Origin of the sequence: Faecalibacterium sp. i25-0019-C1 (assembly GCF_042854225.1) — a bacterium.
GTDB lineage: Bacteria > Bacillota > Clostridia > Oscillospirales > Ruminococcaceae > Faecalibacterium > Faecalibacterium taiwanense.
This window is the reverse complement of the sequence record NZ_AP031428.1, coordinates 1,772,852-1,794,153: the sequence shown is the minus strand read 5'-3', so window position 1 is coordinate 1,794,153 and position 21,302 is coordinate 1,772,852. Positions and strand designations below refer to the sequence as shown.

Genomic DNA, 21,302 nt, shown 5'->3' with positions numbered 1-21,302 from the left:
TTATGCTTACCGCAGTTACTGGTATCAATTGGGGCGATGAGGGCAAGGGCCGCGTCATCGATCTGTTAGCCGAACATGCCGATGTTGTTGCCCGCTATCAGGGCGGCAACAATGCCGGCCACACCGTTGTAACGGAGCAGGGCAAGTTCATCCTGAACCTGCTGCCCTCCGGCATCCTGCACCCGGATGTTGTCTGTGTGCTGGGTGCGGGCATGGTGATCGACCTCGACCATCTGGCCGGAGAAATGGATGCCATTGAGGAGCGCGGCGTAAAGGTAGGCTCAGAAAACCTGAAACTTTCAGATAAGGCCACCATCTCCATGCCGTGGCACAAGGTGCAGGACGGCTTGGAAGAGGACCGCCTTGCCCAGAAGGGTGCGGCCTTTGGTTCTACCCGCCGCGGCATTGCCTACGCCTACAGCGACAAATACCGCAAAAAGACCCTGCGTCTGGGCGATCTGCTGCATCTGGACGAAAAGCGCGTGCAGGACCGCCTGCACATGATCCTGGAATCCAAGAATCTGGAGCTGGGTGGCTGCTATCATCAGGAACCCATGAGCTACGATGCTCTGCTGGAATGGTGCCGGATGCAGGCCGGACAGTTTGCACCGTATATCTGTGATGTGGGTGCATTTTTGAAGCAGGCTCACGACAGCGGCAAGCGCATCGTGCTGGAAGCCCAGCTGGGTGCCATGCGCGATATCGATTACGGTATCTTCCCGTTCACTTCCAGCTCCAACACGCTGGCAGCCTATGCGCCGCTGGGCGCAGGCATTCCGAACTGCCGTCTTGACCATGTGGTGGGCGTGCTGAAAGCCTACTCCACCTGCGTGGGTGCAGGCCCCTTTGCCGCCGAGAACGCCATGAGCGAGGACTGGAATGAACAGCTGCGCAAGGCAGGCGGCGAGTATGGTGCGGCCACCGGCCGTCCGCGCCGTGTCGGCCCCTTCGACTGTGTGGCCAGCCGCTACGGCCTTACCTGTCAGGGCGCAGACAAGATCGCCCTGACGAAGCTGGATGTGCTCAGCAGCATGAAAGAGATCCCGGTGATCACCGGTTACACATTGGATGGCGTGCAAGTCCCCAGCTTCGACCCGCTGTCCGACCTTGACCGTGTAGAGCCGGTGGTCACTATGCTGCCAGGCTGGAACAAGGATATCTCCGGCTGCAAGAGCTGGGATGAGCTGCCCAAAGAGGCCAAGGCTTACGTGGAATTTCTGGAAAAGCAGCTGGGCCATGAGATCCAGTTCGTCTCTACCGGAGCCGAGCGCGAGAAGTTCGTGCTGAAAGGAGAATGGCTGTGAGACACTTTATTGAGCCCAACAGCTTTTCTCTGGAAGAGCAGCTGGCCCTTCTGGATCTTGCCGACCGGATGGAGGCCGACCCGGCACCCTATGCCCACCTGTGCGATGGGCGCATTCTGGCAACGCTGTTCTACGAGCCTTCCACCCGCACCCGTCTTTCGTTTGAATCGGCCATGCTGCGGCTGGGCGGAAAGACACTGGGCTTTGCAGGGGCACAGCTTTCTTCCGCCAGCAAGGGCGAGACGGTGGAGGACACCGCCCGCGTGGTGAGCAACTACGCCGATGTGATCGCCATGCGCCACCCCAAAGAGGGCGCACCGCTGCGGGCATCCCTTTCTGCACGTGTGCCGGTGATCAATGCAGGCGACGGTGGGCACGCGCATCCCAGCCAGACCATGATCGACCTCATGACGATCCGCCAGCGCAAGGGGCGGCTGGATCATTTGACTATCGGCTTCTGCGGCGACCTCAAGTTTGGCCGCACGGTCCACTCCCTGACCGCTGCGCTGAGCCAGTTTGAGGGCAACCGGTTCGTGTTCATCTCGCCGGAAGATCTGCGCCTGCCGCAGTATGTGAAGAATGAATCGCTGGAGCCGACCCATCAGATCTATAAGGAAACGGCTGACCTTGAAGCCGAGCTGCCGCATCTGGATGTGCTGTACATGACTCGTATCCAGCAAGAGCGCTTTTTCAACGAGGAAGAATACCTGCGCCTGAAAGGCTGCTACCAGCTGGACGAAGCGCTGCTGCAGAAGGCACCGCAGGATATGCCGGTGCTGCATCCGCTGCCCCGCATCGACGAGATCAAAAAGGATGTGGATGACGACCCGCGTGCCGCCTACTTTGATCAAGTGCACAATGGCGTGTATATCCGCATGGCCATCATTTTGGCGTTGCTTGATATCCCTGATCCAGTTACCGGCAAAAAGGTGCTGGAAGCATGATATAAACCTCTTCCCCGAATCCTAAAAAGAAAGCCGGGCAGACTGCAGTCTGCCCGGCTTTCTGATATTACTTTAATCCACCACCGGAATGTTCAGCCCGAATTCCAGCGGGCGGAAGCGGGGGCAGACGTTCTCGGTGATGCAGATGACCGAGGCGGCCAGTCGGCTGCCGATTTCGCAGGACTCGGCCAGCGTTTTGCCGTAGGTCAGGCCGATGGTGGTGCCGGCAAAGAAGGCATCGCCTGCGCCGGTGGTGTCGATCACATCCACCTTCTTGGCAGGCACCACGCCGCACTCGCCGTTGGCGCGGGCATATACGGCACCCTGACCGCCCATGGTGATCACCATACTGGGAATGTTGGCGCTGTGCACATTGGCGGCCAGAACCCTGCACATCTCGTCCGGAGTCAGATGGCCGTAATCATCGGAGTACAGCAGCCCGGCTTCCTGCTGGTTGCACACAAAGCAATCGATCTGCTGCAGGAAATCCCGGCGCTCCATGGCAATACTCATGTTGGAAATGGCCGCAAAAACCTTTTTGTTGTACTTTTTGGCGTAGTGCAGCACCTGTTTTACAGTATCTTTTTCCAGATCCAGCTCCAGCGCAATGGCATCGCAGTCGGCAAAGATCTCGTCGCCCTTTTCCTTTAAAAGGCCGGTGAGGGGAGTGGTGTCCGGCCGCTTGGAAATGGCTGCATGCACATCGCCGTCGTTGTCAAAGATGGCCAGCCAGGTGCCCATGCCGTCCGGCACGCGCTGGATGTACTTGGTGTTCACCTTGTGGTTCTCCAGCTTGTTGATCACATCCTGTCCCATGCCGGTGTCGTCCACCAGACTGACAAAGGTAGGGCGCAGCTCTACATTGGCGATATCCTCCACCACGTTGCGGCTCACTCCGCCGTGTACCTGCTCAATGCGGCCGGCATTGCGCCCGCCCGGAATATAGGCGGAAAGGGGATAGCCTTTGATATCCACAAAAACAGCACCGAGCACAACGATTCCCATAGCAAAAAACCTTTCTGAACAAGAAATATTTACGTCTATTATACCGTATTCTGACACAATGCGCCATCCCTTTTGCGCAAAAACTCCGCAAAGGTCAGGCAAGGGCTGTCTGCGCTGTGCGCACCAGATATTCCATGGCCTGCATCGGGTACTGTCCGGCAGCAGTCTCACCGGTCAGCATCACGCTGGCCGCGCCGTCCAGCACGGCGTTGTAAATATCACTCACCTCGGCACGGGTGGGCACGGCGCGTGTGCACATGCTGTCCAGCATCTGGGTCACTACCATAAAGGGCACGCCTGCAGCCCGGCAGGCGGCGGAAAGCTGCTTCTGGCAGCGGGGCAGCTCCCACAGCGGCATGGCATTGCCAAGGTCTCCGCGGGCGATCACCACCTCATCCACAAGGTGGATGAATTCCGGCAGGGCACGCACACCGGTCATGTTTTCAATTTTGGCAAAGATACGGATATCCGCAGCCCCGGCTTCTTCCAGCGCATGGCGCAGGGCCAGAATATCTGCTTTGCCGCGCACAAAAGGCAGCATCACACCGGTAACACCGCACTGCTTTGCAATTTTCAGGTTCTGCAGATCTTCCTCCGTCAGGGTAGGCGAGGGCACCGCAAGGCCCGGTGCAGCAATGCTTTTGCGGCTCTGCAGGGTGCCGCCGCGCACCACGGTGCACAAAAGGGCTTCCGGCAATGCCTGTGTGACCTGCACCAGAAGCTTGCCGTCGTCCAGCAGAAGCTGCTGCCCGGGCGCAGCCGCCTGTACCAGAGCTGCCGGGCAAGGTACGCCGTCTGCGCCAAGGCGTACAGAGCTGCCCTCAACCAGAGCAACAGGCTCTGCCAGCGTGCCGATGCGCAGTTCCGGCCCCTGCAGGTCGATCAGCAGCTGACGGATGCCGGCTGCGCGGATCATGGCCAGCCAGTCGGTGTGCGCCGCCAGCGGCCCGTGGGAAAGGTTCATGCGAATGCCGGTCATGCCGGCTTCCACCATGTGCTGCAAGATCGCCGGCTGTGCGCAGGCCGGGCCGATGGTACCATAAAAATCCAAGGTTCATTCCCTCGATTCATTTTTTATTTCTAATGTATATTGTAACATGAACTGTCCGGGTTGAAAAGAGCCGGACGCGGGCAGAATAAGGGGATTGAAAAAATGCGGTAGCAGCCTGCGCAGGAAAATTGCGAAGAATCAAAGACCCGGAACCTTTTTGGAGCCGTTTTGGCCCTGAAAAAGTTCCGGGTTTCGTACAATGTTTTTGGAGAGCTGTCTTGCAACAGCTTTTTCGCATGTTCGGATGCTTTTATCGGCAAAGGCCGAGACGCTTTTTGAAGCCCTCCCACAGGCGCACCACCCGCTCACGCGGCAGGAAATACCCGCAAGGACGGCGATTGCTGGGTGCACTGTGTGGCGCGGGTACCGGTACACCTGCCCGAATAACAAAAGAGGCTGCTGCACATCGTTTTAGCCGAAAGTGCAGCAGCCTCTTTTTGTTGTGGGCAATCAGCCCTCCGATGCAAAAAATTCTTTGGTCAGCCTGACCACTGTGCCGGAAAGCAGCAGCAACGCGAGCAGGTTCGGAATGCTCATCAGGCCGTTGAAGGTATCGGCGATGCTCCACAGCAGGCCCAGATCCATCGTTGCGCCCAGAATGGACACAAAGGAGTAGACCAGAAAGAAGGGCTTTGCCACCTTATCGCTGCGGCACAGGAACACCAGGAACCGGGAACCATACAGGCCCCAGCCGATGATGGTGGAAAAAGCAAAGCAGCACAGGGCCACGGCGGTAAAGATGGAAGCCCAGCCGCCGTAGGTGGTGGTAAAGCCGCTGATGGTCAGCTCTGCACCGGCAGCGGTGCCGTAGTTCACGGTGGTGCCGCTGCACAGAATGACCATGGCAGTCAGGGTGCAGATGACGATGGTATCGGCAAACACTTCAAAGATGCCGAACATGCCCTGCTTGACCGGCTTTTTGGTGTCGGCGCAGGCGTGGGCAATGGAGCCGGTGCCAAGGCCGGCCTCGTTGGAGAAAATGCCGCGGGACACACCCTTCTGCATACTGACGAACAGGCTGCCGATGGTGCCGCCGGTGAACGCTGCCGGGTTGAACGCGCCCGCAATGATGGACTCGAACACATAGGGCAGGCGCTCAAAGTTCAGCACCATAACGCCCACGGACAGCACGATGTAGAACAGAGCCATAAAGGGCACCAGCTTTTCGCTCACGCTGCCAATGCGCTTGATGCCGCCCAGCAGCACCATGGCCACCAGCATGGCCACTGCGATGCCAACCACGAGGTTCAGGATAGAAAGCGCACCGCCGCCCACCACGCCGTACTCCAGCAGAGCGGTATCGATAGCGGCAACGATGGTATTTACCTGTGTGGCATTGCCGGTGCCAAACACGGTCAGCACGCCAAACAGGGAATACAGCACAGCAAGAAACTGCCAATGCTTGCTCAGGCCGTTTTTAATGTAGTACATGGGGCCGCCTACCCATTCGCCCGCCTCGCTGCGCTCACGGTAGTGCACCGCCAGCGTGACCTCGGCAAACTTGGTGCACATGCCAAGCAGGGCAGAACACCACATCCAGAACACGGCACCCGGTCCGCCGATGGCGATCGCGCCTGCCACACCGGCAATGTTGCCGGTGCCCACGGTGCCGGCCAGCGCGGTGCACACTGCCTGAAAGGGAGTCATGGCGCCATCGGAAGCGTCTTTTTTGCGGAACATGCGTCCAATGGTGATCTTGATGGCGTAGGGAAATTTGCGGATCTGCAAAAAGCCCGTGCGAACGCTCAGGAGCAGGCCTACGCCGATGATGCACACCATGGCGGGCACGCCCCAGATGAATTGGTTGACCGCCTGATTGACGGCCGTGATCGTCTCGATCATATTTTTCCCACATCCTCTGTTAAATTGCGCTTTTCCAGCCGAAATGCCGGAAAACAAACACCTTATTTTACCGCAGTTTTTGCGTACTGTCAAATAAAATGCACAAAAAAGAGGGAGGATTTTTGGCAAACTCTCCCTCAACTGCTTGAAACTATTTTATTTTACTTGTCCTTCGCCGTCCAGCGCTTTCAAGAAGGCTCAGCACTTTCCAACTGCCTTGCGGTACACCGGGTAAGCCACGATGGCGGACAGCACTTCGGTGATCCAGAATGCATGCCACACGCCGTTGGCACCAAGGAAATGGCACAGCACAGCGGCCAGCGGCATGATGAATACGATGTAGCGGCACAGCGAGATGACCAGCGATTCTGCGCCCTTGCCAAGGCCTTCCAGTGCACCGGAAGAGGTGGTGGATACGGCAGAAACCACAAAGCCCAGACAGATGATGCGCAGGGCAGTCTGGCCGATGGCGACGGTTTCGGGGTTGGAAGTGAACAGCTGCATCAGCGGGCGGGAAGCGAACAGGCAGATGACCGTGCCCGCAGCCATGATGGCAGCACTCATGATGAGGGTGAGTTCGTAGAGCTTTTTCACGCGGGCGTGCTGTTTGGCACCGTAATTGTAGCCAATGAGCGGGCGCATACCCTGCACGATGCCATTGGCGGGCAGATACAGGAAGGTCTGCAGCTTGTAGTAAATGCCCAGCACCACCACGTAGCTCTGGGAAAAGCCCGCCAGCAGGCCGTTCAGGAAGGTAACCAGCAGAGAGGGCAGGGCCAGATTGAGGATGGCCGGCACGCCGATGGCATACAGTTTGCCGTCCAGTGCAGCATCCGGGCGCAGGCAGCTGCGGCGCAGTCGGATAGGCAGCTCAGTACGGACGTAAACGAAAAGGTAAACGCACAGGCTCAGCAGCTGGCCGATGCCGGTGGCAAGGGCCGCACCCGCAATGCCCATGGCAGGCACCGGGCCAAGGCCGAAGATCAGGATGGGGTCCAGAAGGATATTGCACACACAGCCAAAGATCAGCGCCGCCATAGTCACCTTCATGCGGCCCACGGCCTGAAACATCTTTTCAAAGGCCAGTGCCGCCATGTTGATGGTGGCAAACAGGAATACGATGGTGGAGTAGGTGATGCCGGATGCGATCAGGCCTGCGTCGCTGGTGAACCGGCGCAAAAAGCCCGGCATGATGACAATGCTGACAATGGTGATGAGAATGCCGTGCATCAGGCTCAGCGCCATACCGTGGGTGGCGGCAGTCTCGGCCTTTTTGTGGTCGCCCGCGCCAAGGTACAGTGCGATCATGGCATTGATGCCGATACCGAAGCCGATGGCGATGGCGTTGGCAAAATTCTGGATCGGGAACACCAGCGACAACGCAGTCATGGCGTCTTCGCTGATGCGGGCCACGAACAGGCTGTCCACGATGTTGTACAGACTGTTCACCAGCATGGAAATAACATTGGGCAGCGCCATGGATACCAACAGCGGCAGCACCGGTTTTTCTTTCATAAAGGTCTCGTTCATAGTGTTTGCATTGCTCCTGTAGAGAAAAGGAATGAATTACTGCAGCCGCGGAATCGTCAGGGCGAGACTGCTCGAAGATAAAAGCAGACGCAAAAAAGCCACACAATGGCTTTTTTGAAGTCATTGTGTGGCGAAAAGTAGCATACTGCTGTAAAAATCCACACGAATTTTATTAACTGTAGGATAACACGGCTTCCGGCAGATGTCAAGAGGTCAAACAGATAAAGTATGACTTTTATAGACTTGACCATTTTTCACCGGGAGGCTAAAATAAAAATAGATACTTTATAAAATAAGGAGAATCCTGCCATGAAATGGATGATCGCATCCGACCTGCACGGGTCGGCGTTTTATTGCAAAAAAATGATCAAAGCGTTTGAGCGGGAGAGAGCAGACCGGCTGCTTTTGCTGGGGGATCTTTTGTATCACGGCCCCCGCAACGACCTGCCGGAGGGCTATGCCCCGAAGGAGGTCATCCCGCTCCTGAACGGGCTGAAGCCGGCGCTTTTGTGCGTGCGGGGCAACTGTGACGCTGAGGTGGATCAGATGGTGCTGGATTTTCCCATTCTGGCCGACTATGCGGTGCTGCCGGTGGGCAGGCGGCTCGTTTACGCTACCCACGGTCATGTGCACAACCTGAAAAACCTGCCGCCGCTGGCTCCGGGGGATGTCCTGCTGCATGGCCACACCCATATTCCGGCGTGGACAGAGTTCGGCGAAGGCAATCTCTACCTGAACCCCGGTTCTGTGAGCATCCCGAAGGAGGGGAGTGCACATAGCTATATGACACTGGAAGGGGAGACTTTCCTTTGGAAAACGCTGGAAGGCGAAGTGTACCGGGAGCTGGAGCTGTGATGGGGGCAATGGAGCTGGAAGAGAACACGGTTCAGATCCGGGATGATTTCGACCCGGACAAAATTCTGGAAAGCGGCCAGTGCTTTCGCCCCCGGAAGCAGGCGGAGGGCTGGTATCGGTTTGTTTCCGGGAGACAGCTGCTTTACCTCAGACCACTGCGCAGCGGAACCTACACGGTGCGGTGTGAGCCGGGCGCATGGGAAACCTTCTGGCACGGTTACTTCGACCTTGGCCGCAGCTATGCCGCCATGCGCGGAAAGCTGGACAGCCGGGACGACTTTCTGCAGCGTGCCATGGAATATGGCCGGGGCATCCGGGTGCTGCGTCAGGATGAGTGGGAAATGCTGGTCAGCTTCATCATCTCGCAGCGAAAGAGCATCCCGGCTATCCGCAGGGCGGTAGAGCTGCTTTCGGAGCGGTTTGGCGAGCGGCTGGGCAGCGATAGCGAAGGGCCGGTGTATGCGTTCCCGACAGCAGAAGCGCTCTGCTGTGCCGGGGAGCAGGCGCTGCAGGAGTGCGGTCTTGGCTACCGCACCCGCTACGTGCTACATGCGGCGCAGCAGGCGGCAGAGGGCACACTGGACCTGAAGAAGCTGGCTTCCCTGCCCGATGAAGCACTTTTTGCCCGTTTGATGGAACTGGACGGTGTGGGCAAAAAGGTGGCAAACTGCGTGTGTCTGTTCGGCTATGGCCGTGTGGGCCGTGTGCCGGTGGATGTCTGGATCGAACGGCTCATCCGGGACGAGTTTGCCGGGCAGGACCCGTTCCCGCAGTTCGGGCTGGAAGCAGGCATCGTGCAGCAGTACCTGTTCTTTTATAAAAGAAGCGTGGGATAAGAACCGCGGAGCCGCAGGCAGGAGCGTAGGATTATCCGCTAAGCAAAAAAGGCAACGGCTTCCTCTGTTTGAGGAAAACCGCTGCCTTTTGATCATTTTACTGCCTGCTTTAACCGTTCCAGATCTTCTGCATCCGGGTGAGAAAGGGCGTTGTCAAAATTCTCGATCAGCGCATCCAGATTGGGCAGATGGATCGGCTGCTTTTTCATGCCCTCATACCGCTGGCGTACCGAAAGCGGCATCTTGCCCTGACACATATAACGGCCGAAGACCGTGTTGCTCCTGTCCAGTGAACGCTCCACCTTTTTCAGGATCTTGTTGAAATACTCCTCACTGCCGCCAAAGCCGGCGGTGCCAAAAAGGAAGATATTTTTGCCGTGCAGCTGCTTCAAAAAGTCCAAAGTGCTTTCGTCAGCGTTTCCCTTGTCTGTCCAGAAGCCCACATAGAGGTCGTCCGCTTCCATGGCAGCAGGGTCCGGGGTGCCAAAATAGCAGCAGTTTTCCTGTGGCAGACAGGCGTGCAGCGTGTCTGCCAATAATTTTGTGTTGCCTGTTTTACTGCTGAATACGATCGCGTAGCTCATAGTTTCTCCTTTGGTCGGTAACAACAAAAAACACCACACGTTTCCGTGCGGTGCTTTTCCTTCTGGTGGAGAATACCGGGATCGAACCGGTGACCTCTTGCATGCCATGCAAGCGCTCTCCCGAACGGTATCGAAACACACCCCCACACGAAAGTGCGGGGACAGGCTTAATATCTCGTTGATACGTTATATCCACCCAAAAGGTTCACAGTTGCATCCTGCTTCCAGGAATCATGCTCCGCCTACAAGGCAATTTTACCACCCAATTTTCAAGTGTGTCAATGGGTTTTGCTCAGAGAGAAGGTCATTTACGAGAAAAGTTTTTTTCTGACAGCTTACTTAGCGCAATTTTGATTTCACACATCAAAGTTGCGCTTTTTATTTTCCCCAAAAGTATTGACAAGGAGGTTTTCTCAACTATGCCGATATATTATCGCTGTTTTTTATCTGTGAACCAACCGCATGACCCTTGACTACTTCTACGGACAGACTGGAGAGCTTTTCTCCTTCTACCGCATTCCAAAGGCTCTTTTTCAGGAGCAGCGGTTCCAGAGCCTGTCCACAGATGCCAAAACACTCTACGGCATCCTGCTCGATCGCATGAGCCTGTCGGCCAAGAATGGCTGGCTGGACGAGCAAGGTCGGGTGTTCATCATCTTCACGATTGAGGATGTCAAGAGGTCATTGTGTTGCGCAGACAACAAAGCGACGAAGTTGCTACGGGAGCTTGAAGAATTTGGTTTGATTGAACGAAAACGCAGAGGTTTAGGAAGGCCAAGTTTGGTGTATGTGAAAAACTTTTCGGCAGATTCTTCAAAAGCACGATTCCAGAATCGTGAAAATCACGAATCTGGAGGCTTCAAAAGCACAAGTCAAGACCCCGCAAAACCACGATGTAATAAGACTGATAAGAATAATACTGAGATGAATGAGACTTATGAAGAACAGGAAGAAGGCGTGTCCGGTCACAAAGTCCGCGCCGCCGCCCGCGACAAGCTGCAAATCATCAAGGACTATGCACGGAAGGGCAAGTTCGACATTCTGCTGGTGTTCATGTTCGACCGTATCGGTCGTATCGCAGATGAAACTCCCTTTGTTGTGGAATGGTTTGTACGGAACGGCATCCGGGTATGGAGTACCCAAGAGGGTGAGCAGCGTTTCGACAACCACACCGACAAACTGCTGAACTACATCCGCTTCTGGCAGGCAGACGGCGAGAGCGAAAAAACTTCCGTCCGAACCCGCACCAGTCTGCGCCAGCTTGTGGAAGAAGGTCACTTCAAGGGCGGAAATGCGCCTTATGGCTATGACCTTGTACGGAGTGGGCGTATCAACAAGCGCAAACACGAACTCTACGAACTGCACATCAACGAACAGGAAGCTGCCGTAGTGCGGATCGTCTTTGACAAGTATGTGTATGAGGGCTATGGTCCGCAGCACATCGCCACCTATCTGAACAATTCTGGCTATCGTGCAAGGTCTGGTAAATGCTGGCACCCGTCAAGTATTCGGGGGATGGTACAAAACCTGACCTACACCGGCGTTCTCCGTTGTGGGGATGCACGGTCAGAATTGATGCCGGATTTGCAGATTGTCCCGCAGGAACAGTTTGAAAACGCACAGCGCATTCGGAATGAACGTTCTGTACGCTCAACTGCGGAAGCCGAAAATCGCCTTCCTTTGAACATCCATGGGAAGTCGCTGCTTGCCGGCAACGCTTACTGCGGACACTGCGGTGCAAAGCTGGAACTGACCAGCAGCCGTAAATGGCGAAAAATGGCAGATGGTTCGTTAGACGATACGCTGCGTATTCGCTATACCTGTTACGGAAAGCTCCGCAAGCAGACCAACTGCACCGGGCAGACGGGATATACCGTCCACATTCTGGATGAGATCATTGATAAGGCGGTGCGCCAGATTTTTTCCAAAATGAGGGGTATCCCGAAAGAGCAGATCGTTACAAAACGCTACGAAAAAGAAACTACGGAGCGTAAAAACCATCTGCAAGACCTGCAAACGCAGCGAGACAAGGCCGAGAAAGACCTGCTTTCTCTGAAAGCCGAAATTTTAGCCTGCATCAAAGGCGAAAGTGTGTTGCCGAGAGAAACCCTTGCCGAAATGATTACAGAGCAAGAAGAGAAACTCAAGGAACTGGAAGACCTTTGTGAATCTGCCAGTGAGGAACTGGAGAGAACAGCAGAGCTGATGGATAAAGTGTCGAGGCTCTATGATGAGCTGATTTCCTATGCTGACCTGTACGACAGTGCCAACTTTGAAGCGAAGAAGATGGTTGTCAACCAGCTGATCCGCAGGGTAGACGTTTATCGTGGCTATCAGATCAACATCTCGTTTAACTTCGATCTCACTCCTTACATTGAGGGGGAGTGATACGTCCGCCTGCAAAACAGTCGGGCATCGAACAAGCATTTTCAGAAACAACGAAACAGCAAGAATTGGGGGTTGCCGTCCATGTGCCTGCAAAATCAGGCATTTGGATGATTTTCAGTGCGACCTCCAAGAAAGCAAAAAGAAAAGCACCGTACTTCAAACGAAGTACAGTGCTTTTTTGGTGGAGAATAGCGGGATCGAACCGCTGACCTCTTGCATGCCATGCAAGCGCTCTCCCAGCTGAGCTAATCCCCCATAAAATCCAAGAAGCGAACCTCTTGGATGGAGTTTTTTGTTGGGAATTTGATTGTCGCAGGACTATCTGACTGGGGGTGTGTTTTGATACCAACCGGGCTCCCAGCTGAGCTAATCCCCCATAAAATCCAAGAAGCGAACCTCTTGGATGGAGTTTTTTGTTGGGAATTTGATTGTCGCAGGACTATCTGACTGGGGGTGTGTTTTGATACCAACCGGGCTCCCAGCTGAGCTAATCCCCCAGATGTTCGTGCCGTGCCTGACGACGTGATTTATTATATCAGCACATCCGGGAGTTGTCAACTGTTTTTTGAAAAATTCTGCAGCAGTTTGTCTGCCATCGGGAAATTGTTTTTGAATGGGTTATTCTCATTCCATCCCTGCGCCGTTTTCCCACAACCTGCTAAGTTTTTATGCAAACAAAAACCCCGCACAAAACAATTGCTTGTCTTGTGCGGGGTCCCTAGCTCTTTTTATCTGACACAGCAAGCGCTATGTCAAATCAAACCATCTGTCCTATTCAGGAAAGATTAGTTATTAGAGAGTGGGCAGAGTGCCTTTCTTAGTTTCCAGACCGATGGAGCCGCTGCCCAGGGTGTAGATAGCGGACAGGCCGCCCAGGATCTGCATGCCAGCGTTCAGAGCGCCAACAGCAAAGCCCCAGTTGCCGCCGAAGGTGTTGTAGCCCTTGTTGTAAGCCTTATCCAGATTCTTAACAGAGAAGCCGATCACATCGCCGGGAACGTAGTTGCCATCGAACAGCTGGCCCAGAATGGAGCTGGTGTACGCATCCAGGAAAGAGTTGCCAACGATCTTGATCACGTTAGCGGAAACGTTCTGCCAGTTCTCAGTGGTCATGACAGGAGCCAGGACATCAACCAGGCTACCACCAACAACGTAGGTCATCTCGTTTTCTGCAACAGCAGAGAAGTTTGCAGGCATCATCATAATGAATTTCTCCCTTCAAATTTAGAAAGATATTTGCAAGCCATTTGTTTGGCTTACGTCCCTTACTAGGATGGCAATAATATACCACACTTTCCAGAAATGTTCAAGTACTTTTTTGAAAAAAATGTGAAAAATGTGATAGACTGTGAAAATCCGGTCTCAAAATTCTTACAGAAGCCGCTTTTTTGCACACAGCGACATGGTTTTTTGCGGAATTGGAAGATACTGGAATTTGAAAGGGATCGTGTATGAAAACCGTGATCTATCTGGACGAACTGCTGCTGACGAACTTTCTGGCCGCAGCAGCGCTGCTTTTGGGCGCAGGGCTTTTGTGTGCGCGGCAGTGCAGCGGCCTGCGGCTGATGGCGGGCAGTGCGGCAGCGGCAGCAGCTTCGCTGGGCATTCTGCTGCCGGAGCTGCCCGGCCCTGCAGCTTTCCTTTATAAGGTGTTCACCTGCTGTGCTGCTGTAGCTGCGGCTTACGGCGTGCCGGGCCTGCGCAATTTTGTGCAGCTGTGTGTGTGGTATCTGCTGCTGAACCTGCTGCTGTGCGGAGCCGTGCTGCTGCCCGGAGTGCAAAGCGCAAATCTCTGCGTCTATCTGCCGCTGTCTCCGGGCCGGCTGCTGCTGTGCTGCGGTGCAGTGCTTGCCGTGCTGCGCGGCGTACTGTTCTGCTTTGGCCGTGCAGGCACCCGCTGCATTGCCGCTGTGCTGGAGCTGGAAGGTGCAGTCCTCTCCGTACAGGCTTTCTGCGACACTGGCTTCTCAGTGCAGGACCCGCTGACCGGGCAGGCAGTGGTTCTGGTCTATTATCCTGCCGTGCGCAGCGCCCTGCCGCAGGAGCTGCGCACATTCCTGGACCGTTATTTTGCCTGTGGCACGGCACCGCCGCCGGAGCTGCGGGTGCGGCTGGTGCCCTGCACCACCATTGCCGGGCACTGTGTGCTGCCTGCCGTTCCGGCCAAGGCCCTGCGCACCAGCAAAGGCAGTGCAGCGGGCATTCTGGCCGCATTCTGCCGCCCGGAAACGCAGCAGCCATGGACAGCTCTGCTGGGCAGCGAACTGGCCGTACAGCTGGGCATCCGCTGAGAAGCGTTTGATGCGATCGATATCTATAGATGTACAGGAGGGGTATTCATGTTTCATGTTCTGCACCGGTTCTGGCGTTGGCTCCTTGCACGGCTGGGCTATTGCGGCGGCGCACATTTTCTGGCGGGCGCGCCCAGCCTGCCCCCGCCCCTGACCCCGGAACAGGAAAAAGTCCTGCTCTCCCGTATGGCTGCAGGCGATGCCGCTGCCCGGGACGACCTGATCACCCACAACCTGCGGCTGGTGGTGTACCTTGCCAAAAAGTACGAAAGCAGCGGTGTGCCTGCCGAGGACATGATCAGCATTGGCACCATCGGGCTGATCAAGGCGGTGAACACCTTCACGCCGGAGCGCAGCATCAAGCTGGCCACCTACGCCAGCCGCTGCATCGGCAATGAAATTCTGATGTACTTACGCAAAAGCTCCAACCGCCGTCAGGAAGCCAGCATCGACGAACCGCTGAACGTGGATGGCGACGGCAACGAGCTGCTGCTTTCTGATATTCTGGGCAGTGATGAGAACCAGATCAGCCAGCGGCTGGAGCAGGATGCGGAGCGCGCTGTGCTTCGCCGGGCCGTGGACAGCCTGTCCCCGCGGGAACGGCAGATCATGGAGCTGCGCTTTGGTCTGGCGGACGGCATTGAGCGCACCCAGAAGGAGGCCGCCGACGCACTGGGCATCAGCCAAAGCTACATTTCCCGGCTGGAAAAACGGATCATCCATACCTTAAAAGTACAATTGGAAAACGAGTGAGGTGAAAAAACGCGGACTGCCGCCCGCTGGGCTTGACAATCCACGCTGATTTGCGTATAATAAAACTACAAAAGGCGCTGGCCCTGCAAACGGCTAGTTCCTTACCGGATTAGTCAAGAAAAGATGACCGCTCGGATTGGGACTCGAGGCGGTCATTTTTTCTTTTTGTCATCACTGTGAGAAACAGTCCATGTAATTTCAAACGTAACGTAGATTGCTCCGCCGAGAAGCGTGAGCAGAAGCACGACCTGTTCAAACGTCATGGTGCATCCCCCCTTTCCGCCCTTGGGCATCCGGGGAGAACGAGATCTTCAAGAAAAAATCGTCTTTAGCCGGCACCCAAGTACCGGTAAGGACTAGCCGCCTGCGTTTGTGGGCACAGCGCCTGATGGCGGCGTTGCCGCCGCAAATACAGCATATCATAAATCTGCACGAAAAACAATATTTTGCCGCGCTTTCCTGTCAAACGGGAAAGCGCACAGTTTTTTCCACGCATACAATGCCGCTGCGCATCCCATACTCCCGGTGAAGATCAAAACAGACCGGGGGCGTTTGGATGTACAACAAAGTGGAGCTGTGCGGCATGAACACTGCAAAGCTGCCTGTGCTGACCGAAGCCGAAAAGCGGGAACTGCTGGCCCGCGCCCACGCCGGTGATGCAGCAGCCCGGGAACAAATGGTGGAAGGCAACCTGCGGCTGGTGCTCAGCGTGGTGCAGCGGTTCGCCCAGCGCGGCGAAAATCTGGACGACCTGTTTCAGGTGGGGTGCATCGGGCTGATCAAGGCCATCGATCATTTTGACCCCGCCCAGCCGGTGCGCTTTTCCACCTACGGTGTACCCATGATCATTGGCGAGATCCGGCGTTTTCTGCGGGACAACAATGCCCTGCGGGTGAGCCGCAGCCTGCGGGATACCGCCTACCGGGCCATGCAGAGCCGTGAAGCGCTGGAAAAGCAGCTTGGCCGCGAGCCGACCATGGACGAGATCGCGCAGGCGGCGGGCCTTGCCCGGCGCGAAGTGACCGCCGCGCTGGAATCGGTGGTGGAGCCGATCAGTCTGGAAGAGCCGGTGTACACCGATGGCGGCGATGCGATGTATGTGATCGATCAGGTGCGGGACCCGGACGGCGAGGACAGCTGGATCAGCGGGCTGCAGTTCCGGCAGACCGTGGCCGGGCTGACCCCGCGGGAAAAGCGGATCATGGAGCTGCGCTACCTGCAGGGCAAGACCCAGATGGAGGTGGCGCAGGAGATCGGCATCAGTCAGGCACAGGTCAGCCGGTTGGAAAAAGGCGCACTGAGCCAGTTCCGCACCCGGGACTGAACCTAAAAAAGACGGCACAGCTTCCGTTTTGTTCGGAAGTGTGCCGTCTTTTATCTGCGGCTGTATTTGCGCCGGGTGGCCGCACCGCCGCGCAGATGCCGCTCTGCCTTATTGCAGGCCAGAACCGCCCGCACCTGCCGGAACAGCTCCGGCTGCAGCGTCCGCAGCCGCACCGCAACATCCTTGTGCACGGTGGACTTGCTGCACCCGAACACCGCTGCCGCCGCACGCACTGTGGCCCGGTTGGCCGCGATATATTCGCCCAGCTGTACCGCCCTCTGTTCGGGGTCTCCCTTCATATCCAGACTCCTCCCATTGTGAACTTATGGTACAGCCTATGCACAGGCCGGGGCAGATATGTTCCGCCGGGGCTTGACTTTTGCGCCGGACGCGCTATACTTTTGCATGGACATAAAAACAGGGGTGCCGAAAGGCTGAGATCCGCGTTTTGCGGAGTACCCTTTTACCTGACCGGACAATGCCGGCGTGGGAGTTTGCAGAACTGTCCGTTCTTTTACAAACCCCATGCGCCTGCTGGAAAGCGGGCGCATTTTGTTTTTGTGTACTATCGTTCTGAGAAGAGGAATCCCTATGACCAAAACCTATTCCAAAACCCGCATTCTGGTGGAGGGTGCGCTGATGATCGCCCTGTCCACCGTTTTGAGCATGATCCAGATCCCGCTCATGCCCCACGGCGGTTCCATCACCCTGTTCAGCATGGTGCCCATTCTGGTAATGAGCTACCGCCACGGCGCAAAGTGGGGCATCATGACCGCTTTCGTCAACAGCCTGATCCAGCTTGTGCAGGGCCTTGGCAATCTGGCATACTGCCAGACCCTCACGGCACAGGTGGGCTGCGTGCTGCTGGACTACCTTCTGGCCTTCACGGTGCTGGGCTTTGCCTGCCTGATCGCAAAGCCTTTCCGCAACCGCACCGTGGGTGTCGGTGTCAGCGCCTTTGTGGTGTGCCTGCTGCGCTTTTTGTGCAGCTTTCTGTCCGGTTACATCGTCTGGAAGGACTACGACTACGCTTTCAGCTGGATGACCGAGATCGGCTTTCCCGGCATCTCCAACATGAGCGTGGACGGTCTGTGCTGGCTGTACAGCGCCGTGTACAACGCCACCTACATGCTGCCCGAAGCCATTCTGACCACGGTCCTTGTGGTGATCCTGATCCGTGTCGCACCGCAGATCTTCGACCCGCAGAACGCAAGAGCGTAAGTTTTTTCGCAGTCATTTTTCCCGCCGGGAAGGGCATTTCCCCGGCGGGAATTTTTTTTGCAGAAAATCCCAAAAAAGCTGTTGACAATCTGGCAAAGCGCTGGTATAATTACACCTGTCGTCAGGCACGGCACAAACATCTGGGGGATTAGCTCAGCTGGGAGCCCGGTTGGTATCAAAACACACCCCCAGTCAGATAGTCCTGCGACAATCAAATTCCCAACAAAAAACTCCATCCAAGAGGTTCGCTTCTTGGATTTTATGGGGGATTAGCTCAGCTGGGAGCCCAAGCAGTGCGCTCACGCACCCCCACGACTGAACTTCATAAAACGTTTCTTGTTTGAGCATCTCTTTTCCAGAGGTTTCCACTTCTGGAAAATTATGGGGGATTAGCTCAGCTGGGAGAGCGCTTGCATGGCATGCAAGAGGTCACCGGTTCGATCCCGGTATTCTCCACCATTGGCTCAAATAAGAGTTACAAACACCGTTGATTTCAAATCGAAGTCAACGGTGTTTTTGTGTTTGTCAGCAAGCAAGTTCATCGCTATTCTCCAAATACTGTGCAAGATCAAAGTTGAAGTCCACATGGATTTGGTATCCGCGATAAACGTCTACCCTGCGGATAAGCTGGCTGACGATCATCTTTTTTGCTTCAAAGCTGGCACTATCGTACAGGTCTGCATAAGAAATCAATTCTTCGTACAGCTGCGATACGTTTGCCATCAATTCAGCGTTTCGCTCCAGTTCTGCACTGGCTTCTTCACACAGAGTTTCCAACTCCGTGTGCTTCTTTTCCTGTGCTGCAATCATCTCGGCAAGAGTATCTTTCGGAAAAGCACTCTCCCCTTTGATTACAGCCAGAATCTCAGCTTTTAAGGCGAGCAGGTCTTTTTCAGCCTTGTCGCGTTCTGCTTGAAGGGCTTGCAGATGATTCTTGCGTTCCGCAGTTTCCTTCGCATAGCGGCTGATGATAAGCTGCTCTTTTGGGATCAAGTAAAGAAAAATCAATTACTGATGTATCAATTACCGATCCCATTCCTATCCTTTCCCGACCCTCTCCTTTGGAGGACGAGGCGGCACAGCCGCCGGAACGGAAAGGAACGGAAGCGAAATCACAGAGCGCCATAGAGATTTATCGTCAAATCATCATGGACAACATTGAGTACGAACACCTTTGCCAGCACGTCAAGGGCATTGACCGGGAAACGCTGGACGAGATTGTGGACTTGCTGGTGGAAACCGTATGCAGCGCCCGCAAGACCATCCGCATTGCCGGGGACGATTACCCGGCAGAGCTGGTGAAATCCAAGTTTATGAAGCTGGACAGCTCTCACATCGAGTTTGTCTTTGACTGTTTGAGCAAGAACACTTCGGAAATCCGCAACATCAAGAAATACCTGCTGGCTATGCTGTTCAATGCGCCCAGCACGATCAACGGTTACTATGCCGCGCTGGTGGCCCATGACATGAACACCGGCAAAATCTGAAAGGAGGACGGCCCTATGAAACAGGGTGCATTGATTTTCGACGAGCGCAGCGACCGTTACGACATTCGCTTTGATCTGGCGGACTACTACGGCGGCCTGCACTGTGGGGAAACCTTTGATGTGATGGTGGGCGGCAGGTGGAAGCCCACCCGCATTGAGTACGGGGCCAACTGGTATCTGGTTGGCATCCGTGCCGACGATCTTTCCGGCCTGCGGGTGAGGATTTAATCGGGGACAACCGGCGCAAGCGGCTGTCCCTTTTCTGTTTCCTGCGGCGGCTGACGGTGCCACCTTAACCGTCCCGCCGCACTTCTGCGAAAGGAGGGATAGCGATTGCAGGAGGAAGTAACCCAAAAGACAATAGCCTTTTCCATCAAATCGGCCAAGCTGACAATCCAAGTGCTGCAAGCGGCGGCCCGCAAGTTTCTGGAAACCCAAAACAAGGGCAAGACCAAGCTGCACCACGGCCAGCAGAGCCTAAAGCAGCTCAAAAAGCACGGGGCGGCCCTGTCCAATATCGAGATCACCGACGCCAACATTGGACTGTTTAAGCCCTGCGCCAAGAAATACGGCGTGGACTTCACGCTGCGGAAAGACGCCACTACCCAGCCCCCGCACTACATCGTGATTTTCAAGGCCAAGGACGCCGACAACATGGAACAGGCGTTCAAGGAGTTCACGGCCAAGAAGTTGCAGCGGGAGGAACGGCCCTCGATCCGCAAGGACATTGCCGCAAGCAAGGAAAAGGCAGCAGCCCGCAACGCTGACCGGGCCAAGGAAAAATTCAAAGAAAGGGGGCTGTCACGATGAAGCCGGAAATGAAAAAACTGATAATCGCCAATCTGCCCTATCTGCTGTTTGTCTATCTGTTCGGCAAGCTGGGGCAGGCGTACCGGCTGGCGGAGGGCATCGACCTTTCCCAAAAGCTCCTGCACTTTGCGGATGGCTGCGCGGCGGCCTTTGAAAGTGCCGCCCCCAGCTTCCACCCCACTGACCTGCTGATCGGCGTCGCTGGTGCTGCGGCGCTGCGGCTTATGGTGTACTGCAAAGGCAAGAACGCCAAGAAATACCGCAAAGGCGTGGAATATGGCAGCGCCCGATGGGGCGGCCCCAAGGATATAGCCCCCTATATCGACCCCAATTTTGACAACAACATTCTGCTGACACAGACGGAACGGATCACCATGAACAACAGGCCGAAAGACCCCAAAACCGCAAGAAATAAAAATGTTCTGGTGATCGGCGGTTCCGGCTCCGGCAAGACCCGGTTCTTTGTAAAACCAAACCTGATGCAATGTGTGTCCAAGGACTATCCGACCTCATTTGTGATAACCGATCCCAAGGGCAGCTTGATCGGTGAAGTGGGCCAGCTCCTTATCCGCAGCAGCTACCGCGTGAAAGTGCTGAACACCATCAATTTTTCCAAGAGCATGAAATACAACCCGTTTCGGTATCTGCACTCGGAAAAAGACGTGTTGAAGCTTGCTGGGTATCCGTAAAACAGTTTTCGAAAAATGACACGGCAACTGCCTGTCAGGATTGGTTACGGAGTACCCGGCTAGGCCGAGGAAGCATCAAGTCCCATGTCCGCACCGTTAAGGTGTTGGGTATGGGGCTTTTTGCATTTCAGGAACGTATACACCTCTGGAAAGGTGTAACACACTAGACTTTGTACCAAAGTCGTGTGCCAAGGGTGCTGCGCCCCTTTGGAATCCCTGCTTACATCGCCTGTGGGCGATGTAGATTCGCCGCACAGAAAGCTCTCACAAAAGGCACACCCGGCTGTCTGCGGCGAGGAGAAGGCACTTCTGCGGAAGTGTAATAACCCACTATGACACTTTCATCCCTGTGGTCTGCAAAGTGTAGTGGGCTCTCCGAGGGGGAAAC

The 21,302-nt window shown here is 55.5% G+C and carries 19 protein-coding genes, 2 tRNA genes, 3 pseudogenes and 1 riboswitch; of the genes and pseudogenes, 15 read left to right on the top strand and 9 right to left on the bottom strand.

The window, feature by feature from the left end; genetic code table 11:
• Positions 1–2 precede the first annotated feature (2 nt).
• A complete protein-coding gene (locus ACGHUK_RS08840; protein WP_294647607.1) occupies positions 3–1,304 on the top strand; it encodes an adenylosuccinate synthase in 1,302 nt (433 codons plus the stop codon).
• On the top strand, positions 1,301–2,248 hold the full coding sequence (gene pyrB / locus ACGHUK_RS08835) for an aspartate carbamoyltransferase (protein WP_044954226.1): 948 nt from the start codon (positions 1,301–1,303) through the stop codon (positions 2,246–2,248). Before ACGHUK_RS08840 ends, pyrB begins: the two co-directional genes overlap by 4 nt.
• 72 nt (positions 2,249–2,320) lie before the next feature.
• Here pyrB and ACGHUK_RS08830 read toward each other — a convergent pair whose 3' ends face one another.
• The 4 genes from ACGHUK_RS08830 to ACGHUK_RS08815 all read right to left on the bottom strand — a co-directional run bounded on the left by ACGHUK_RS08830 (position 2,321) and on the right by ACGHUK_RS08815 (position 7,676).
• Complete coding sequence (locus tag ACGHUK_RS08830; protein WP_390574056.1) at positions 2,321–3,253, bottom strand: carbohydrate kinase family protein; 933 nt, start codon at positions 3,251–3,253, stop codon at positions 2,321–2,323.
• 94 nt (positions 3,254–3,347) lie between these two features.
• The gene (locus tag ACGHUK_RS08825) at positions 3,348–4,304 is read right to left on the bottom strand and encodes a pyruvate kinase (RefSeq protein WP_390574054.1); all 957 of its coding nucleotides are present in this window, start codon (positions 4,302–4,304) and stop codon (positions 3,348–3,350) included.
• 450 nt (positions 4,305–4,754) lie between these two features.
• On the bottom strand, positions 4,755–6,146 hold the full coding sequence (locus ACGHUK_RS08820) for an alanine/glycine:cation symporter family protein (RefSeq protein WP_390574052.1): 1,392 nt from the start codon (positions 6,144–6,146) through the stop codon (positions 4,755–4,757).
• A 198-nt stretch (positions 6,147–6,344) separates the two neighbouring features.
• Positions 6,345–7,676, bottom strand: coding sequence for an MATE family efflux transporter (locus ACGHUK_RS08815; protein WP_097775315.1), 1,332 nt, complete (start codon positions 7,674–7,676; stop codon positions 6,345–6,347).
• Between the two features lie 309 nt (positions 7,677–7,985).
• Between ACGHUK_RS08815 and yfcE the strand changes: the two genes are divergently transcribed.
• A complete protein-coding gene (yfcE, locus tag ACGHUK_RS08810; protein ID WP_005945659.1) occupies positions 7,986–8,531 on the top strand; it encodes a phosphodiesterase in 546 nt (181 codons plus the stop codon).
• Entirely contained in the window at positions 8,531–9,367 is an 837-nt protein-coding gene (locus tag ACGHUK_RS08805) for a DNA-3-methyladenine glycosylase family protein (RefSeq protein WP_390574050.1), read from the top strand. The genes yfcE and ACGHUK_RS08805 overlap by 1 nt, the downstream gene beginning before the upstream one ends.
• A 92-nt stretch (positions 9,368–9,459) precedes the next feature.
• Here ACGHUK_RS08805 and bilS read toward each other — a convergent pair whose 3' ends face one another.
• Positions 9,460–9,951 carry a flavodoxin family protein BilS gene (gene bilS, locus ACGHUK_RS08800; protein ID WP_005945663.1) on the bottom strand — a complete coding sequence of 164 codons (492 nt, stop codon included), beginning with the start codon at positions 9,949–9,951 and terminating at the stop codon, positions 9,460–9,462.
• A gap of 462 nt (positions 9,952–10,413) precedes the next feature.
• Between bilS and ACGHUK_RS08795 the strand changes: the two are divergent.
• Together ACGHUK_RS08795 and ACGHUK_RS08790 are read left to right on the top strand one after the other, a co-directional pair.
• A pseudogene (locus tag ACGHUK_RS08795) lies at positions 10,414–11,166 on the top strand (replication initiator protein A); the annotation flags it as partial.
• A gap of 48 nt (positions 11,167–11,214) precedes the next feature.
• Positions 11,215–12,339, top strand: coding sequence for a recombinase family protein (locus tag ACGHUK_RS08790; RefSeq protein WP_390575799.1), 1,125 nt, complete (start codon positions 11,215–11,217; stop codon positions 12,337–12,339).
• Positions 12,340–12,518: 179 nt separating this feature from the next.
• On the opposite strand, the gene ACGHUK_RS08785 is transcribed toward ACGHUK_RS08790, so the two are convergent.
• Both ACGHUK_RS08785 and ACGHUK_RS08780 read right to left on the bottom strand, forming a co-directional pair.
• Positions 12,519–12,594, bottom strand: a tRNA-Ala gene (locus ACGHUK_RS08785).
• Positions 12,595–13,131: 537 nt separating this feature from the next.
• Complete coding sequence (locus tag ACGHUK_RS08780) at positions 13,132–13,542, bottom strand: hypothetical protein (protein ID WP_390509258.1); 411 nt, start codon at positions 13,540–13,542, stop codon at positions 13,132–13,134.
• Between the two features lie 248 nt (positions 13,543–13,790).
• Between ACGHUK_RS08780 and ACGHUK_RS08775 the strand changes: the two genes are divergently transcribed.
• The 3 genes from ACGHUK_RS08775 (at position 13,791) to sigG (ending at position 16,707) form a co-directional block, all read left to right on the top strand.
• Positions 13,791–14,630, top strand: a complete 840-nt coding sequence (locus ACGHUK_RS08775) for a sigma-E processing peptidase SpoIIGA (RefSeq protein WP_097781664.1) — start codon at positions 13,791–13,793, stop codon at positions 14,628–14,630.
• Between the two features lie 48 nt (positions 14,631–14,678).
• Positions 14,679–15,383 (top strand): sigma-70 family RNA polymerase sigma factor, encoded by a 705-nt coding sequence (locus tag ACGHUK_RS08770; RefSeq protein WP_005945695.1) that lies wholly within the window; start codon positions 14,679–14,681, stop codon positions 15,381–15,383.
• A gap of 556 nt (positions 15,384–15,939) precedes the next feature.
• A complete protein-coding gene (sigG, locus tag ACGHUK_RS08765) occupies positions 15,940–16,707 on the top strand; it encodes an RNA polymerase sporulation sigma factor SigG (protein ID WP_154260378.1) in 768 nt (255 codons plus the stop codon).
• A 50-nt stretch (positions 16,708–16,757) separates the two neighbouring features.
• On the opposite strand, the gene ACGHUK_RS08760 is transcribed toward sigG, so the two are convergent.
• Positions 16,758–17,006: a sporulation transcriptional regulator SpoIIID gene (locus tag ACGHUK_RS08760; protein ID WP_005945675.1), complete on the bottom strand. Its 249-nt coding sequence runs from the start codon at positions 17,004–17,006 to the stop codon at positions 16,758–16,760.
• A 110-nt stretch (positions 17,007–17,116) separates the two neighbouring features.
• Positions 17,117–17,216, top strand: a riboswitch (TPP riboswitch).
• 82 nt (positions 17,217–17,298) lie between these two features.
• Between ACGHUK_RS08760 and ACGHUK_RS08755 the strand changes: the two genes are divergently transcribed.
• Both ACGHUK_RS08755 and ACGHUK_RS08750 read left to right on the top strand, forming a co-directional pair.
• Complete coding sequence (locus tag ACGHUK_RS08755; RefSeq protein ID WP_005945665.1) at positions 17,299–17,928, top strand: energy-coupled thiamine transporter ThiT; 630 nt, start codon at positions 17,299–17,301, stop codon at positions 17,926–17,928.
• Between the two features lie 383 nt (positions 17,929–18,311).
• Positions 18,312–18,387, top strand: a tRNA-Ala gene (locus ACGHUK_RS08750).
• A gap of 66 nt (positions 18,388–18,453) precedes the next feature.
• Here ACGHUK_RS08750 and ACGHUK_RS08745 read toward each other — a convergent pair.
• Positions 18,454–18,936: a hypothetical protein gene (locus ACGHUK_RS08745; protein WP_390574048.1), complete on the bottom strand. Its 483-nt coding sequence runs from the start codon at positions 18,934–18,936 to the stop codon at positions 18,454–18,456.
• On the opposite strand from ACGHUK_RS08745, the pseudogene ACGHUK_RS08740 reads away from it, so the two are divergent.
• The 4 genes and pseudogenes from ACGHUK_RS08740 to ACGHUK_RS08725 form a co-directional block, all read left to right on the top strand.
• Positions 18,918–19,415: pseudogene (locus ACGHUK_RS08740) on the top strand (DUF6017 domain-containing protein); the annotation flags it as partial. The gene ACGHUK_RS08745 and the pseudogene ACGHUK_RS08740 sit on opposite strands and share 19 nt — an antisense overlap.
• 15 nt (positions 19,416–19,430) lie before the next feature.
• Positions 19,431–19,643, top strand: coding sequence for a DUF5348 domain-containing protein (locus ACGHUK_RS08735; RefSeq protein WP_002574007.1), 213 nt, complete (start codon positions 19,431–19,433; stop codon positions 19,641–19,643).
• 105 nt (positions 19,644–19,748) lie between these two features.
• The gene (locus tag ACGHUK_RS08730; RefSeq protein WP_069988615.1) at positions 19,749–20,225 is read left to right on the top strand and encodes a PcfB family protein; all 477 of its coding nucleotides are present in this window, start codon (positions 19,749–19,751) and stop codon (positions 20,223–20,225) included.
• Positions 20,222–20,899: pseudogene (locus ACGHUK_RS08725) on the top strand (type IV secretory system conjugative DNA transfer family protein); the annotation flags it as partial. The gene ACGHUK_RS08730 and the pseudogene ACGHUK_RS08725, both read left to right, overlap by 4 nt.
• Between the last annotated feature and the right edge of the window lie 403 nt (positions 20,900–21,302).

Coding starts and splice junctions, on each gene's coding strand:
- ACGHUK_RS08805 (WP_390574050.1), top strand. CDS start 8,531: ATGGGGGCAATGGAGCTGGAAGAGAACACGGTTCAGATCCGGGATGAT.
- ACGHUK_RS08755 (WP_005945665.1), top strand. CDS start 17,299: ATGACCAAAACCTATTCCAAAACCCGCATTCTGGTGGAGGGTGCGCTG.
- ACGHUK_RS08735 (WP_002574007.1), top strand. CDS start 19,431: ATGAAACAGGGTGCATTGATTTTCGACGAGCGCAGCGACCGTTACGAC.
- ACGHUK_RS08820 (WP_390574052.1), bottom strand. CDS start 6,146: ATGATCGAGACGATCACGGCCGTCAATCAGGCGGTCAACCAATTCATC.
- ACGHUK_RS08780 (WP_390509258.1), bottom strand. CDS start 13,542: ATGATGATGCCTGCAAACTTCTCTGCTGTTGCAGAAAACGAGATGACC.
- bilS (WP_005945663.1), bottom strand. CDS start 9,951: ATGAGCTACGCGATCGTATTCAGCAGTAAAACAGGCAACACAAAATTA.
- sigG (WP_154260378.1), top strand. CDS start 15,940: ATGTACAACAAAGTGGAGCTGTGCGGCATGAACACTGCAAAGCTGCCT.
- yfcE (WP_005945659.1), top strand. CDS start 7,986: ATGAAATGGATGATCGCATCCGACCTGCACGGGTCGGCGTTTTATTGC.
- ACGHUK_RS08840 (WP_294647607.1), top strand. CDS start 3: ATGCTTACCGCAGTTACTGGTATCAATTGGGGCGATGAGGGCAAGGGC.
- ACGHUK_RS08775 (WP_097781664.1), top strand. CDS start 13,791: ATGAAAACCGTGATCTATCTGGACGAACTGCTGCTGACGAACTTTCTG.
- ACGHUK_RS08770 (WP_005945695.1), top strand. CDS start 14,679: ATGTTTCATGTTCTGCACCGGTTCTGGCGTTGGCTCCTTGCACGGCTG.
- ACGHUK_RS08815 (WP_097775315.1), bottom strand. CDS start 7,676: ATGAACGAGACCTTTATGAAAGAAAAACCGGTGCTGCCGCTGTTGGTA.
- ACGHUK_RS08830 (WP_390574056.1), bottom strand. CDS start 3,253: ATGGGAATCGTTGTGCTCGGTGCTGTTTTTGTGGATATCAAAGGCTAT.
- ACGHUK_RS08760 (WP_005945675.1), bottom strand. CDS start 17,006: ATGAAGGGAGACCCCGAACAGAGGGCGGTACAGCTGGGCGAATATATC.